Origin of the sequence: Flavobacterium panacis (genome assembly GCF_024649945.1) — a bacterium.
GTDB lineage: Bacteria > Bacteroidota > Bacteroidia > Flavobacteriales > Flavobacteriaceae > Flavobacterium > Flavobacterium panacis.
The window spans coordinates 134,400-151,681 of the sequence record NZ_JANKMS010000006.1; the positions used below are offsets into that span (position 1 = coordinate 134,400).

Genomic DNA, 17,282 nt, shown 5'->3' on the forward strand with positions numbered 1-17,282 from the left:
ATAGGCGAAGCAAATCTCCGCAAGTAGCTCTACAAAGATTGGAATTATAGCTCTCGCAGATTTAGCAGATCTTGCAGATAAAATATAATCAGCTGAATCTGTCATCCCGATAGTTATCGGGAGCGAGAGAAAAATAAAAATTAATACTTACAAGGTTTTTAAAACCTTGCAGGAAAGAAAACGATGAGAAATAAAATACTATTTATACTTTTCTTCACAACGCTTTGCCTTAAAGCGCAGATTCCCGTACTTGATACTTACAATCAAGTCTGGACAACTCAAAGCACAAATTCATCCGAATCTATGCCTTTGGGTGGCGGTGATATTGGTATGAATGTCTGGGTAGAAAAAGGAGATTTATATTTCTATTTTTCTCGAAGCGGCACTTTTGATGAACACAATACTTTATTGAAATTAGGTCGTGTGAAAATCACTTTAAGTCCGAATCCATTTGAAGGGACAGAGGGTTTTCGTCAGGAATTGAAACTAAAAGACGGTTACGTTTTAGTTGGACAAATTGATACCAAAATCAAACTTTGGGTGGATGTTTTTAAACCGATTATTCATGTTGATTTAGAAAGTAAAAATCCGTTAAAAATGACGGCTTCTTATGAAAGCTGGCGTTATCAGAATCGTATTTCAAAAGGAAAAGAAAATAATGCCAATTCTTATAAATGGGCGCCTCAGGGAGATTTAATTAATTTTAAAGATTCGATTGCTTTTGAAAATAACGGACTTAAATTTTATCACAGAAACCGTGAACAAACCGTCTTTGATGTTGCTGTAAAACAACAGAAAATGGAATCGGTTAAAGATCAAATGATGAATCCGATTGCCAATTTAACTTTCGGTGGATTCATGAAAGGCGATAACTTAAAACCAGATGGAACTTATTTAGGAAAATATCAAGATACCGATTTCAAAGGTTTTAATTTAACGAGCATTAAACCTTCAAAAAAGCATTCGTTAGAAATTTATTTAAACACTGATCAATCTGATTTTCCAACTTGGAATAACGGATTGAAAAATTTAATTGCTGAAAATAAAAACACAGCGAAACAAGCCGAGAAAAACACTATAAAGTGGTGGAATAATTTCTGGAACCGCAGTTTTATTTTTACACAAAAAAATCAATCGATTGAGAAAGATTCGGTTTATCAAATTGGACAAAATTATCAGTTGTTCCGATACATGTTGGGATGTAATGCGTACGGAAAATATCCAACGAAATTCAACGGTGGACTTTTTACAGTTGATCCTGTTTACACGAATAAAGACCTGAATTTTACACCCGATTTCAGAAATTGGGGAGGAGGAACGATGACCGCTCAGAATCAGCGATTGGTTTATTTTCCGATGATAAAAAGCGGTGATTTTGATATGATGAAATCGCAATTGAGCTTTTATTTGGATTTGCAAAAAAATGCCGAATTACGCAGTAAAGTCTATTGGAAACATAACGGAGCATCTTTCACAGAACAATTAGAAAATTTCGGACTTCCAAATCCTGCTGAATACGAATGGAAACGTCCTGCAGATTACGATCCGGGAATGGAATACAATGCTTGGTTGGAATACGAATGGGATACCGTTTTAGAGTTCTGCCAAATGATGTTGCAGCAGAAAGAATATGCTAAAGAAGATATTCAGAAATACAATCCATTTATCATAAGTTGTCTTCGTTTTTTTGACGAGCATTATCAATATTTAGCGAAGCAAAGAGGTAGAAAAGCTTTGGATGGAAACGGAAAATTAGTTCTTTTTCCAGGTTCAGCTGCTGAAACTTACAAAATGACAAATAACTCGAATAGTACGATTTCGGCTTTACAAGTTATTACAGAAAGTCTTTTAAACCTTTCAGCGAATGAATTGTCAAAAGAAGACGTTGAATATTTAAAAGCATTTCAAACGAGAATTCCGCCTTTGAATTTTGGGCAAATTGAAAATCATAAAGTATTGCTTCCTGCTAAAACTTGGGAACGTGTTAATAATACGGAAGTACCACAATTATATCCTGTTTATCCGTGGGGAATTTATGGTATTGGAAAACCAGATTTAGAAACGGCTTTAAATACATGGAAATACGATCCGGATGCTTTGAAATTCAGAAGTCACGTGGGTTGGAAACAAGATAATATTTTCGCAGCTCGTTTAGGATTGACCAATGAAGCAGCAAAATACAATAAATTAAAAATGGCCAATTCAGACCGACGTTTTCCAGCATTTTGGGGACCAGGTTTTGACTGGGTTCCAGATCATAATTGGGGCGGTTCGGGAATGATTGGCATGCAGGAAATGCTTTTACAAGAAGCAGACGGAAAAATCTATCTTTTCCCAGCTTGGCCAAAAGAATGGAATGTTCATTTTAAATTACATGCGAAACAAAACACTACGATTGAAGCTGAATTGATTAATGGAGAAGTAAAGGTTTTAAAAGTAGTTCCTGAAGAAAGAAAAAAGGACATTATAAACCTGATTGGAAAATCAGAAACTGAAAAAATTACCATAAAATGATTAAGAAATTAGTTAGCTCTTTTGCTTTGGCAATGCTTTTGACAGCAAATGGGCACGCACAAAATACCGATAAACAGGTTGTAAAAGTCGATTTTGACTTTTTCCAGAGAAGATTGGAAGAAGTTCACGATCCAAGTTACGATTCGTGGGTGATCAATGAAAATAAAGAGGATCAGAAAACTTTTAACGGAGTGACTTTTAAGTTAAAAGGAAACTTCACTTCAAAATGGTACAAGGTAGGAATGAGCGCTCCTTATTACAATAGATTAGGAAGTGATGGTTTGATTACAGCTGAAAATTTAGAACTGAAAATTAGCGGTTTAAAAGCAGGAAAACATACACTTTTGACGTTTCATAATGCTTTTGATGTCATTACTGGAAAAACTTTTTCTCCGATAAAGATCTTCGTAAACGGAAAACTTCTGGAAACTGTAAATGCGAGCCAGAGAGCTAATGCAAAAGTTGATGCTGCAATGGCTTATATTACATTCAATGCAGAAAAAGGAAAAGATGTTGTAGTTCGTTTTGAAATTGATCCAACAAACAATCCAGATGTTGTAAAACAAATCGTTGTGAATGGTTTTGAATTGGATACGCCAAACTTAATGAATCAGGCGCGTACTCCAGAACCTGCAAACAGAGATGAACATGTTGAAGTATCTAAAAATGTGATTCTAAAATGGGAGGCTCCAAAAAATGTTGTCGCTCATAAATTGTATTTTGGTGTAGATCAAAATGCGGTTGCAAATGCAACAGAATCGTCAAAAGAATTTAAAGGAAAATTAGTTGATAAAAGTTTCTCAGTTTCTGATTTGTACAGTGGTTCAACTTATTATTGGAGAGTGGATGAAGTAGATAATAACGGACAAGAAACTTTAGGAAATGTTTGGTCGTTTAAGCCTGCTCAATTAGCTTTTCCAGGTGCAGAAGGTTACGGACGTTATGCTGTTGGAGGTCGTGGTGGAAAAGTAATCGAGGTTACGAATTTGAACGATGATGGACCGGGAAGTTTACGTGATGCTATTAATCAGGAAATTGGCCCTAGAACAATTGTTTTTAATGTTTCGGGAAATATTAAACTGGCTTCGAGATTGGTGGTAAATCAGCCTTATATTACAATTGCTGGACAGACTGCGCCGGGTGAAGGAATTACAGTTACAAGAGCGCCGATTGGATTGACAGGAAATGAAGGGGTTATCCGCTTTTTGAAAGTGAGAATTGGAGGAGGAAAAACGTTTGATGGAATGGGGTTAACGGGAGCTAATTTCAGTATTATCGATCACTGTTCAATCAGCTGGACGATTGATGAATCGTTTAGTTCGCGTGGTGCACATCATATTACATTACAGCGAACTTTAATTTCTGAGGCTTTAAACGTTGCTGGACATGATAAATATGAAGCAGGAAAAATGCATGGATATGCGGCAACAATTGGTGGTGATATTGGAAGTTTTCACCACAATTTATTAGCACACAACGAAGGCCGCAACTGGAGTATTGGCGGTGGTTTAAGCGGCGATGGATTTTATACAGGAAGATTAGATATTCGTAATAACGTAGTTTACAACTGGGGAAAAAGAGCTACTGATGGTGGCGCAAACGAAGTAAACTTCGTAAACAACTACTACAAGCCAGGAGCTTCAACTAAGATTTTTGTGGCTTTGAATGCACAACACGAAGGTGTTGGAAAAGGTATGCAACGTTATTTTTTTAATGGAAATGTAATGCCAGGTTATTTTGACGAGAAATCTCAAGATAAAGGAAGAAAAATGACTGTTACGAACAAAGAAATGGTTAATTATGAAACGTTTGTGGAAAAACCATTTTTCGAATCTTATGTAAACACGCAATCGGCTAAAGGAGCTTATAAAAATGTACTTTCTGATGTTGGTGCGAATCAGCCGTATTTTGATAAACACGATAACCGAATTATCGATGAAACTTTAAAAGGAACATTCACTTATAAAGGAAGTAAAAGCGGTTACGGCGGGATGATCGATAACGAAGAAGATGCTGGAGGTTGGCCAAACTTTCCGTCAGAAACTCGTTCATCAGATTGGGATACAGATCATGATGGATTGCCAAACTGGTGGGAGAAAGCTTTTGGCTTAAACGAAAATTCACCAGTGGGAGATTTCTCAGATGCGAATTCAGATGTTGATAAAGACGGATTTACACAATTGGATAATTATTTAGATTGGTTAGCTCAGCCTCATTATTTCATCAATTTAAAAGACAAAAAATCTTTAGTAGTTTCCGATTTTTTCAAAGGATACGACAACAAACCAGTTTACACTTTCTCTGAAGTTAAAAATGGGAAAGTGAGTTTAAAAGGAAAAGAAATTCAGTTCACAGCTGAAAATAAAGGTTTTGCATCATTCGTAGTAACAGTAAAAGATGCTGAAGGAGATTCAATGAGCAGAACTATTAATTTCTTTGTGAAGTAAAAATGATTTCACGCAGATTTAGCTGATTGAGGCAGATCTGCACAGATTTTATTCTAAAAGGGAAGAAATAAAAAATATCTGTTAAATCTGCGGAATCTGCGGGAAAAATTAGATCTCTCGCAAATTTAGCAGATCAAGCAGATTCAATTAAAAAAATCTGTGACCATCAGCTTAAATCTTTTTATCTCGATAGTTATCGGGAGCGTGAAACAAAATTTAGAAAATAAAAATCCGCGTTTAATCTGTGTCTTTACAAAGTAAATCCGTTTCATCCGCGTACCAAAAAAACATTCAAAATGAAAAAGAACATCATCCTATCCTCTTTATTTCTTTCAACTGTAATCTTTGCTCAAAACAAAGGTTTGGTTGCGAATTCACAAAGTCCTTATTCTAAATTGCAAAGCGTTGGTTTGCAAGACGTAAAATGGACCAATGGATTCTGGAAAGAACAATTTGATGTAGAAACGAAAAATACCTTACCTTACATGTGGGATTTGTATCATAGCGAAACTTCTCATGCATACAAAAACTTCGAAATTGCAGCAGGATTGGACAAAGGAACTTTCAAAGGACCTTCTTTTCATGATGGTGATTTCTACAAGATTTTTGAAGGAATGGCAGCAACTTATGCCGTTACAAAAGACAAAAAACTGGATGCCGAAATGGATAAAGCCATTGCGCTGTTCGCGAAAGTACAACGTAAAGATGGTTATATTCATACACCAGTTTTAATTGACGAACGCTGGGGAACTTTAGGTCCAGAAGAAGTTAAAAAACAATTGGGTTTCGAAAAATACAATATGGGACATTTAATGACTGCAGCTTGTATTCATTATCGTGCAACAGGAAAAACGAATTTCCTGAATATTGCTAAAGGAGTTGCTGATTTCTTGTATGATTTCTACAAAAAAGCATCGCCAGAATTGGCTAGAAATGCGATTTGTCCGTCTCATTATATGGGAATTGTTGAAATGTACAGAACTGTAAAAGATCCGAAATATTTAGAATTGGCTAATAATCTGATTGATATTAAAGGAACCACAAATGATGGAACCGACGACAATCAGGATAGAGTTCCATTCAGACAACAGACAACGGCGATGGGGCACGCTGTAAGAGCAAATTACCTATACGCAGGAGTAGCTGATTTATACGCAGAAACGGGAGAAAAAAAATTATTAGATAATCTAGAATCTATTTGGGATGATGTAACGTATCGTAAAATGTACATTACAGGTGGTTGTGGTTCATTGTATGATGGAGTTTCGCCAGACGGAACTTCTTATGATCCTACTGTGGTTCAGAAGATTCATCAGGCTTATGGAAGACCTTTCCAATTGCCAAACGCAACAGCTCACACAGAAACTTGTGCTAATATTGGAAATGTGTTGTGGAACTGGAGAATGCTTCAAATAACGGGAGATGCCAAATATGCTGATATTGTAGAATTGGCGCTTTACAACAGCGTACTTTCGGGAATGAATTTAGAAGGAGATAAATTCTTGTACAACAATCCGTTGAATGTTTCAAATGATTTGCCTTTTCACCAAAGATGGGGAAATGTTCGTGAAGGTTATATTGCTTTATCAAACTGCTGTGCACCCAACGTAACGAGAACTGTTGCCGAAGTTGGAAATTACGCTTACAATCTTTCGAAAGAAGGTTTGTATGTGAATTTATACGGAAGTAATAATTTGAATACAAAAACATTAAGCGGTGAAGCATTAGAAATTGAACAGCAAACCAATTATCCTTGGGATGGAAAAGTAACTTTGAAAATTGTAAAAGCACCAAAGGAAGATTATGCTTTTCTTTTAAGAATTCCAGGTTGGGGTTCAGGAGCCCAGATTTTTGTAAATAATTCACAGGTTATGGGTAAAATCTTTTCGGGTTCTTATTTTAAAGTAAACCAAAAATGGAAAAAAGGTGATGTGATTGAATTGAACCTTCCGATGCCAGTTGAGTTAATGGAAGCAAATCCATTAGTGGAAGAAGTTAAAAATCAAGTTGCAGTAAAAAGAGGACCGCTGGTTTATTGCTTAGAATCAGATCAGCTTCCAGCGAATACAAGTGTAAATGATGTGATTTTAAACTTGAATTCTGATTTCAAAACTGATTTTACAGAATTGAAAAACAGAAAATTAGTTACAATTGAAGCTAATTCGATTGTAAAAGAAGACAGTAATTTATGGAAACATATGCTTTACAAACCGATTTCAAAAGACGGAAAATCGTTGAATGTAAAATTGGTTCCGTATTTTGCTTGGGGAAATAAAGGACAAGGTGAAATGACGGTTTGGATGTCACATTAATTTTTTTTGGACGCGGATTGGACGGATTTATTTCGTAAAGACGCGGATTAAAACGGATTTTAATCGTACTGTTTGTCATTCCGAGGGACGAGGAATCACACTCGTAACTCGACAAAGATTGGCGATTAAGATAGCGGAATCTCTAGTGTGATCTTTCCTTCGTCAAGGTGACAAAACAAAATCAATAAATAAAAAACTATGAAATATATTCTAGCTTTATTTTTAATAACATTTTCTGTATCAGCCCAAACGCTAGATAACAGATTGGCATTAACCGTGGCTCAGGATGGTTCAGGAGATTTTAAAACCATTCAAGAAGCGATAAATAATGTAAAAGACAATTCAGAAAAACGAGTTGTAATCACTATAAAGCCAGGAAAGTATATTGAAAAGTTAGAAATTCCGGTTTCTAAACCTTTTATTACTTTAAAAGGAACAGATAGAAATAAAACTATTATTTCATTTGATGATTATTCTGGAAAACCTCTTCGCGAACCTGATCCTTCAGGGAAAAAAGAATTTGGAACAGGAACTTCGTATTCTTTCATGATTAAGGGAAATGATTGTACACTTGAAAATCTAACTGTTGAAAATACAGCAGGAAGAGTAGGACAAGCGGTTGCACTTCACATTAAAGGTGATAGAGTTATGGTGAAGAATTGCAATCTATTAGCCAATCAGGACACACTTTATTTATCAGAAGGAAATACCCGAATTTATTTTGAAAACTGTTTCATTAATGGAACAACTGATTTTATTTTTGGTGCTGCAACAGCTTACTTCTATAAATGTACAATTGAAAGTTTAGTAAATTCTTATATCACAGCAGCTTCGACTCCGCAAGGACAGGCTTATGGTTTTGTTTTCACAGATTGTAAGCTTACCGCTAAAGACAAATCGGTAGACAAAGTGTTTTTGGGAAGACCTTGGCGACCTTATGCGCAAACGGTTTTCATCAATACCGATATAGGTTCGCATATTATTCCTGAAGGTTGGAATGCATGGATTGATACCAGATTTCCTGATAAAGATAAAACAGCTTATTATGCTGAATATGGAAGTAAAGGTTCTAGTGCTAAATATGTGGCTCAGCGTGTATCATGGTCGCATCAATTAATGACAGAAGGCATTAAGAAATATGATAGAAATTTGGTTTTGAATGGATGGAATCCGAATGATAAATAATAACTTCCATGTTTTAGTGCTTATCAAAAGAAGTTCCGATAGCTTTTGAAAACAGAAATAAATCACTTAAAGTGCCTACTATTAAAGACTATGTCTACTATTAGTAGGCATTTTTATTTACTATAATAAAGAAAGAGAAATAGAAAAAGCTTCTTTTTTTTCTGTTTATCAGAAATTACTTTTAAAAATTCAGATTTAATTTTAGTTTATTTTAAAACATTCCTGTACTATCCTGTATTGATTTTGTAGCCTTTTTAGTGTAAAATAAAATAGTTTTAAGTAATTAACTCTATCGTTTTCGTAAAAAATGGCTTTTTTGTAAGAAGTTATGAATCAGTTAACATGTATGGGGTTTTGCAGAATAACTAAGTAATGTTTATTTTTGATAAAAATCTTATTATTTTTTAATCAAAATAGGATATTAAATTTGTTTTTATGCAAACTTTTGTTTCGAATATTCTATTCCATATACTTTTTCAATCTTATTTTTATTAATATTGTTTTTTTTATGTCTTTTTTTTTGAGATTATATGATTAAAACAGGATAGAGCAGGACGGTTGTAATGTATCATCGTTATATTTTTGGAAGACAAAAAATAAATGTGTTTTAAACATTTAATAAAATTCTTTAAGATTTCTTTAAGTTAAATTTTATTATATTAAAGGAACATGTTTAACATGACTAACTAACAATTAATAAACTAACCAAAAAAAACATTTATGAAACAAGCACTTATAAAAAGATGTAGTTTTCTTTTGTTTACACTGATGAGTGTGCTGAGTTTTGCTCAAAACTCAAGTAATCAAGTTACAGTTACAGGAACAGTTACCGACAATTTAGGAGGACTATTGCCTGGAGTTAACGTAACTGAAAAGTCGACCAAAAATTCAGTCACTACAGATTACAATGGAAAATACCAGATTAAAGTTAAGAGTGGAGGAACATTAGTTTTTTCTTTCATCGGAATGAAAAAAATCGAAATTCCTCTTAATAATCGTTCTATCGTTAATGCAAAAATGGAAGACGATTTTAATCAATTAGAAAATATTGTTGTAGTTGGTTATGGTAGTCAGAAGAAAAAGGAGCTTACAGGAGCTATCGCCACTATTAAGGCCGATGACTTAATGGACTTGCCAGTAACCAATTTATCGGATGCATTAAAAGGATTAGTTCCCAATCTTAAAGTACTTGGAGGATCTGGACGTCCAGGGGAGGCAGCGAGTCTTGAAATTCGTCAAACATTCAGTTTATCTAAAGATGGAGGTTTTAGTATTCCTTTGATAATTATTGATGATATGATTCAGATTGATCCTGCTAATGGTAAGCCTACATTAGAGCAGTTTAACAGATTAGATCCTTCTGAAATTGAAAGTATTACTGTTTTAAAAGATGGTTCTGCAGCTATTTACGGTTCACGTGCTTCACAAGGAGCAATTGTGGTGAAAACTAAAAGAGGTAAAGCTGGTAAAGCAAAATTCTCATACAATAGCCAATTTGCAATAAACGATGCTATTAGTCATAGTAAAGTATTAAATGCTTATGAGTTTGGTGTTTTTAGTAATAGATATTTTAAGTCAAGAATAGCAGCTCCGGCTGTAATTGATCCAGCTACTATATATTCAGATGCAGAACTGGAGCAAATGAAAGGTTTAAATTATAATTGGTTGAAAGAAGCTTGGAGACCTGCAATTCAACAAAAGCACTCTTTTAACGTGAGTGGTGGTAGTGAGGATATTACCTATTTTGCTGGTGCGACATATTTAACTCAAGATGCTAATTTAGGATATCAAAAGTATGAGAAATGGAATTTCCGTACAGGAATTAATGCAAAAATTGCTAAGAATTTAGATTTTTCTGCTTCAGTTTCTGGAAATGTTGGATTTATCGATAAATCATTTACTAAAGCATCGTCTAATATTAGTGATGGTAGTTATGGTTCTGCTGCAGGTGGAGAACAAGCTGATTATGGATTCTTGTTACACATGCCACAACATGTGCCTTGGCAGGTTAATTTAAACGATGGAAAACAATATTATGTATCTCCATTTCCTAATTCAAACAAAAACTTCGGAAGTGCAAATGCAAATAATAATATTGCAGGTTGGAACTATTTTGCAAATTTAAATAATGGTTCACATCAAACTACAGATGATAATACATTTAATGTAAATGCTTCATTAAATTATAAAGTAGCAGCAGTTAAAGGATTGTCTTTCAAAGTAAGCTATTCTAGAAATCAAAGCTCAACTTATAATGAGCAAATTCAATTGCCATACGATTTAGTTAGAATTAGAGATTATCAACTTCAGGATAGACACTTAGCAAGTGCAGCTAATCCTAGTTTCTATAATGCAACTACTAATCCAACAGGAAGTTATGTTCTTGAAACCAATGTAAGAAACTCAAGAGTTTATTATAATAATACTGATGGCAAGAGTACTCAAGGCGATTTCTTGATTAACTATGATAGAACTTTTGGAGATCACCAAATTGGAGCAATGGTAGGTGGAGAAGCTTCAGAAGTATATAGTACATTTACACGTTTGGCATACGAACAAACAGGGAAAGATTATTTAGGAGACTATCGTACAGCTGGTACTTTAAGTCAGTCTAATAGTCAGGCAACAAAAGTGGAAGGAGGTACGCTTTCTTATTTTGGACGTTTGAATTATAGTTTCAAACAAAAATATTTGTTCCAATTTATTTTACGTAGTGATGCTTCGACAAAATTTGCACCAGAAAATTACTGGGGAACTTTCCCATCTGTTCAAGTGGGTTGGGTAATGTCTAAAGAAAATTGGTTTGAAAAAAGTTTACCATGGGTTGACTTCTTTAAAGTTCGTTACTCTATTGGTAAAACTGGTAAAGACAATATTATGCCATGGAGATGGGAGCAGTATTATGATCTTATCGTAGATAAAGGTTTTCAATTCGGTCCTGGTACCCCTACTAGTGGTGGAGGATGGAATGGAAATGGTTTAACTCCTAGAGTAAATCCAAATAGAGATGTGACTTGGGATACTACTATAAAAAATAACGTAGGAGTTGATATTAACTTGTTGAAAAACAGATTAAGTCTGACTTATGATTTCTATTATGACAAAAATAAAGAAATGTTAACAGACATGAGTAGTGCTGTAGGTGTGCCAATTTCTGTAGGAGGAGCTTATGCTGAACAAAACTATGGTAGGATTGATGCATGGGGACATGAAATTAGCCTTACTTGGAGTGATAAGATTAAAAGTAATATGAGCTATAATGTAGGATTCAACTTTAGCTATGACAATAATGAAATTAAGTTGTATCCTGATCAAGGAAATTTAGTTCCATCTAACCAAACTAAAAGAGAGAGCTATTCAACATTTAATCCAGTATGGGGATTTGCAGTTTGGAAAGGAACATCTACAGGAGATGGTATTTTGCGTACAGATGAAGATATTGCAAATTATTGGGCATATTTAACAGAGCGTGCTACTGCAGTTGGAGGTGTACCTAGATATTTTGATATTAATTCTGCTGCCGGAATGAGAAAAGGATCTTTGGCTTATCAGGATGTTGCAGGTCAGCTTAATCCAGATGGAACAATGTCAGGGGCTGATGGTCAAATTATAAAAGAAAATGATTATGTGAAATTAGCGAACAGCAGTAGAACTTATAATATTGTCACAAACTTAGGTTTCAAATATGACGGATTTTCTTTAAGAACTCAAATATCAACTTCTTGGGGAGGAGCTAATTTTGTTGACCTAGTAAATCAAGGTACATCATCGGCACACAATATGTGGTCTCGTGAGAGTTTCTGGAAGGATATGTACAGTGATGATAATCCAAATGGTAAATATCCTAACGTTGCACAATGGACTTATATGTCTAGCCCATCAGATTTTTGGCAGTTGAATACTTTCAGATGCTTTGTTAGAAACTTAAGCCTTAATTATGATATTCCTAAGAAAGTTTTTGCAGATACAAAAATTGCTGCTATAACTTTAGGTGTTACAGGTAATAATCTTTGGGATTTATACAATCCTTATCCAGATCATTATAGAAATATGTATGATAACTCTTCTGTGAATTATCCTACACTTAGAACTTGGTCGCTTAATTTTAACGTATCATTCTAATCAAACTAAAAAAAAACTATGAAAACACCATTTAAATATATAACACTATCACTATTACTTGCTGTAGGTGCTGCTTCTTGTAGTGATGATTTTCTAAAAGACAAGAAAGGTTATGGTTTTTACGATGATACATTCTACCAGACCCAAGAGCGTGCACAAGCATATGTAGATAATCAATATTACGATTTTTATAATGCGTACAAGTCGCCAACTTCAACAATTATTGGCTCATATACAGATGCCAATTCTCGATTGACTGAGGAATTGGGGGGAACACAGGATTTTATAAATCCTAATAAAACCATTATAAATTCACAAGATGCAAGTGGTTATTATGGAGCAAAATTAGGAACAAGTATTAACAACCATCCATACAATAGAATTAGAGAATGTAATGCTTTCTTGGAAGACATTGATGTAAAAGGTGCTAATTTGGATAAAACATTTCGTGATCAGGCAAAAGGTCAAATGTATTACATGCGTGCTATGCAATATTTTGATTTGATGCGTGTTTATGGAGGAGTTCCTATAGTTACAAGTGTTCAGGCTGCTTCAGCTAATGACCCATCTATTCAGATTCCAAGAGCTAAACCTTCTGAAGTTGTAGCACAAATTGTAAAAGATCTAGATATGGCTGCAAGTTTATTACCTGGAAACTGGGTTTCTGGGGCTTATGGTCGTTTTACTAAAGGTGCGGCTATGGCACAAAAATCGAGAGTACTTCTAACATTTGCAAGTCCTTTATTTAATAAAAGCTGGGATAGTTCAAACGAGCGTTGGGAAGCTGCTTTAAAAGCTGGATTAGAAGCAGAAGCTCAATTGACTGCTGATGGTTATGGATTATATGGAAGTACTGCAAAACAATGGGAACAAATGTTTTTGATTGATAATGCATTTTGTTCAGAAGCTATCACAGTGCAACTTTGTGGAGTTGGTGTTACATCACAGGCTATAAATAATTCTTGGGAAAAGGGAATTCGTTTATTAAGCTTAGGAGGTACAGGAGGAGGAGTTGCTGCTCCTAAAGAAATGATTGATTTATTTCCAATGGCAGATGGTAGAAGGCCAACCGCTGCAAATGGTTACAACGATTTTACTTTCTTCGTTAACAGAGATCCAAGATTCTACAGAACTTTTGCTTTTTCTGGAGTTAAATGGGGAAGTAAAGAAACTCCAAACAGTGTTCTTTGGGCATATCGTTGGGTAGATGGAGCTAATAAAGCAGGTTTTTCAGACGGAAACACTGCAATATCAAGCCCTGCTTTTATTAGAAAAATGACTAATACTAATGCTAGTAAAGAAACTAACTTCCAGTATTCTGGTACAGATATTTTTGAGTACCGCTATGCTGAGTTATTATTAAATATTGCAGAATGTTATGCAGCTTTAGGTCAGACAAGTAATACTTTAAATTATTTAGGAAGAATTAGAAATCGTGTTGGTATTCCTGCTGCAAACAATTATGGAATAGGTACATTGTCTGATAAATATCAGGCTATTGAAGCTGTTTTATATGAAAGAAGAGTAGAATTAGCTTACGAAGGAAAACGTTTTTGGGATGTTCAAAGATGGATGTTATATGATAATGAAGTTTTACCTGGAGTTACAGGAGGTACTGTAAGTAAATTAGGTTTAACTCCAATTAATGGAACAAAACGTACTGGTAACTTCTTACAATACAGAGTTGCAACAACATCTGCAACGACAGATCCTTTGGCAACTGCTCGTGCAAGTGTAATAGCGGATCCGGATGCAGCAAATTTTAATGCTCAATTAGCAACTTTGGCGACATTCTACAACACAAACTTTATTCGTACAGCATTGGTTACTCCTATGGATAATTTTAATGGAGCTGCTGTTAATATTAAGTTTAATCCTAACTATTATATTAATGGTTTGAATACAACAGCTTTAACTTCAAACCCATGGTTGTTACAAACTATAGGTTGGAATGATAATTTTGGTGGAGCGGGTACGTTCAATTACCAAGAATAAATTTATTTAAATTAATATAAAACTTTTCACCTGTATTCCGTCAAAAGATACAGGTGATTTGTTTAAAAAGAATTACCACAACAGAAATTAACATGAAAAATTCCGCATTATTTATCGCATCATCTCTGCTTTTTTTAGGAAGCGCAAAATGTTTTGCTCAATATCCAAAAATTAGCCCAGAAGTTCAGGCTCAAGAAAAAGCAATTAAAGAAGAGGCTCAAAGACTTTCTGATGAAGCTTGGACAAAAGCTTTAGTTGTAATTGAAGAAGAAGCTAGACATGGAAAACCATACATTCCTTGGGCTTCAAGACCAACAGATTTACCACAGGCTGAAATTCCAGCTTTCCCAGGTGCAGAAGGAGGAGGAATGTACACTTTTGGTGGTCGTGGAGGAAAAGTTTATACGGTAACAAGTTTAGAAGACCGTGGACCTGGAACTTTACGTGAAGCTTGCGAACAAGGAGGAGCGAGAATTGTGGTATTTAATGTTGCTGGAATTATCAGATTAAAAAGTCCATTAATTATTCGTGCGCCTTACATTACAATTGCAGGACAAACTGCTCCTGGAGATGGTATTTGTATCGCTGGAGAATCGACTTGGATTGACACGCATGATGTAATTATCAGACACGTACGTTTCCGTCGTGGAGAAACTTTCGTTGGACGTCGTGATGATGCTATTGGAGGAAATCCTGTTGGAAACATTATGATCGATCACGTATCTGCAACTTGGGGATTAGACGAAAATATGTCAATCTACAGACATATGTACAATCCAGGACCAGGATATCCAGATATTAAAGTTGGAACAGTAAACATTACAATCCAAAACAGTTTATTTGGAGAAGCTTTAGATACTTACAACCACGCTTTCGGAAGTACTCTTGGTGGAGAAAACTGTTCTTTTATGAGAAATATGTGGGCTAACAATGCAGGAAGAAACCCTTCTATTGGATGGAACGGAATCTTCAACTTTGTAAACAACGTGGTTTTCAACTGGTACAACAGATCTACAGATGGTGGAGATTACACTGCAAATTACAATATCATCAACAACTTCTATAAACCAGGTCCTGTAACCGATTTAACACAACCAATCAGTTATAGAATTTTAAAACCAGAATCAGGAAGAAGTAAATTACCTTATATGGTTTTTGGTAGAGCTTTCGTAAACGGAAACGTAGTTAACGGAAACGAAAAAGTAACTAAAGACAACTGGGACGGTGGTATTCAAATCGAAAACAAAAAAGGGGAGTTAATGCCTTACGAAGAAGCAAAAGATTACTTCGCAAAAATGAAATCAGACAAACCTTTCCCAATGCCTTGGTTCAATAAATTCATGACTGCTGAAGAATCTTATGAGTTCGTACTTAAAAACGTTGGAGCAACTTTGCCAATTAGAGATAAAGTTGACGAAAGAATCGTAAGAACAGTAAAAACTGGAGTTCCAGAATATGCTAAAGGATTAGAGAAAAAGACTTTCTATCAATTCGAACACAGAAGACTTCCAATGGATTCTTATAAAAAAGGAATCATCACAGATATTTCTCAAGTTGGAGGATATCCTGAATACAAAGGAAAACCTTATGTAGATACAGACAAAGATGGTATGCCAGATGCTTGGGAAAAAAAATACGGTTTAAACCCGAATGATCCATCTGATGCGCAGGGAGATTTAAACGGAGACGGTTACTCAAATATTGAAGATTACATCAACGGTGTAAATCCAGCAATAAAAGTAAATTGGAAAGATTTAGCTAATAACAAAGAAACATTAGTTAGACCTTTATTAGATTTAAAATAGGAACAGTTTTTGAAAGCATAGAAAGCGTTGCGAATTATTTTTATTTTTTCGCGATAGCAGAAAAATTTCTCGCAAAGTCGCTAAGACGCAAAGTCTATTAAAAAGAAAAGTGAAAAAGCTTTGCGTCTTAGCGACTTTGCGAGATTAAAAAAGAAACCGCCTTCAAGTTATATTTCTATGTTTAAAATTAAAAAAGTAAAAAATCATGGTACTAAATAAAATAAACGCAGGCTTATTATCAATCGTTTTCGCATTTTCAACTTTAAATGCGCAACAGCATTTAGATCCTGAATATATCAAAGTTACAAACGAAAGAGCTGCTAAAATAGTTGTAAAATTAGATTTGAAAAATGATGCAAAAGAAAAAGCAGTTTCAAATATAATAGCGCAGCAATTCAGAGATTTAACAGAAATCCAAGACGGAAGAGACGCTGAAATCAAAAAAATAAAAGAAGACACTTCTTTAGCTAAAGAAAAACAAAACGAGAAAATTGACAAGTTGAAAGCAAATGCAGACAAGTCAATTGCAAAATTGCATAAATCTTACCTTAAAAAATTAGGTAAAGAATTATCAGAAGACAAAATTACTGAAGTTAAAGATGGAATGACGTACGGCGTACTTCCAATTACGGTTGCAGGTTACAACGATATGCTGCCAAATTTAACTGCAGAACAAAAAGATTACATCTACAAAGCTTTAGTTGAGGCCAGAGAACATGCAATGGACGGAGGTTCTTCTAAAGAAAAACACGGCTGGTTTGGTAAATACAAAGGAAGAATCAACAACTATTTATCAAAACAAGGTTACGATCTAAATAAAGAAAGTAAAGACTGGCACGAACGTGTTGAACAAAGAGAGAAAAACAAAGTAAAAGATTCTACAACCAAAGAATAAGCTCTCG

8 protein-coding genes are annotated in these 17,282 nt (G+C 34.7%); all 8 read left to right on the forward strand.

Features of this window, described 5'->3' with window-relative positions; all coding sequences use genetic code 11:
- Positions 1–183: 183 nt before the first annotated feature.
- The 8 genes from NQQ59_RS14200 to NQQ59_RS14235 all read left to right on the forward strand — a co-directional run bounded on the left by NQQ59_RS14200 (position 184) and on the right by NQQ59_RS14235 (position 17,275).
- Positions 184–2,514: a DUF5703 domain-containing protein gene (locus tag NQQ59_RS14200; RefSeq protein ID WP_144219554.1), complete on the forward strand. Its 2,331-nt coding sequence runs from the start codon at positions 184–186 to the stop codon at positions 2,512–2,514.
- Positions 2,511–4,961 (forward strand): pectate lyase family protein, encoded by a 2,451-nt coding sequence (locus tag NQQ59_RS14205; protein WP_144219555.1) that lies wholly within the window; start codon positions 2,511–2,513, stop codon positions 4,959–4,961. The genes NQQ59_RS14200 and NQQ59_RS14205 overlap by 4 nt, the downstream gene beginning before the upstream one ends.
- Positions 4,962–5,257: 296 nt before the next feature.
- Positions 5,258–7,273, forward strand: coding sequence for an aceric acid hydrolase (locus NQQ59_RS14210; protein ID WP_144219556.1), 2,016 nt, complete (start codon positions 5,258–5,260; stop codon positions 7,271–7,273).
- Between the two features lie 198 nt (positions 7,274–7,471).
- Complete coding sequence (locus NQQ59_RS14215; protein WP_144219557.1) at positions 7,472–8,458, forward strand: pectinesterase family protein; 987 nt, start codon at positions 7,472–7,474, stop codon at positions 8,456–8,458.
- A 720-nt stretch (positions 8,459–9,178) separates the two neighbouring features.
- Positions 9,179–12,580 (forward strand): SusC/RagA family TonB-linked outer membrane protein, encoded by a 3,402-nt coding sequence (locus tag NQQ59_RS14220; RefSeq protein ID WP_144219558.1) that lies wholly within the window; start codon positions 9,179–9,181, stop codon positions 12,578–12,580.
- An 18-nt stretch (positions 12,581–12,598) separates the two neighbouring features.
- On the forward strand, positions 12,599–14,575 hold the full coding sequence (locus NQQ59_RS14225; protein WP_144219559.1) for a RagB/SusD family nutrient uptake outer membrane protein: 1,977 nt from the start codon (positions 12,599–12,601) through the stop codon (positions 14,573–14,575).
- A 92-nt stretch (positions 14,576–14,667) separates the two neighbouring features.
- A complete protein-coding gene (locus tag NQQ59_RS14230; protein WP_144219560.1) occupies positions 14,668–16,380 on the forward strand; it encodes a polysaccharide lyase in 1,713 nt (570 codons plus the stop codon).
- A gap of 205 nt (positions 16,381–16,585) precedes the next feature.
- Positions 16,586–17,275, forward strand: coding sequence for a DUF3826 domain-containing protein (locus NQQ59_RS14235; RefSeq protein WP_144219561.1), 690 nt, complete (start codon positions 16,586–16,588; stop codon positions 17,273–17,275).
- The last annotated feature ends 7 nt before the right edge of the window (positions 17,276–17,282 follow it).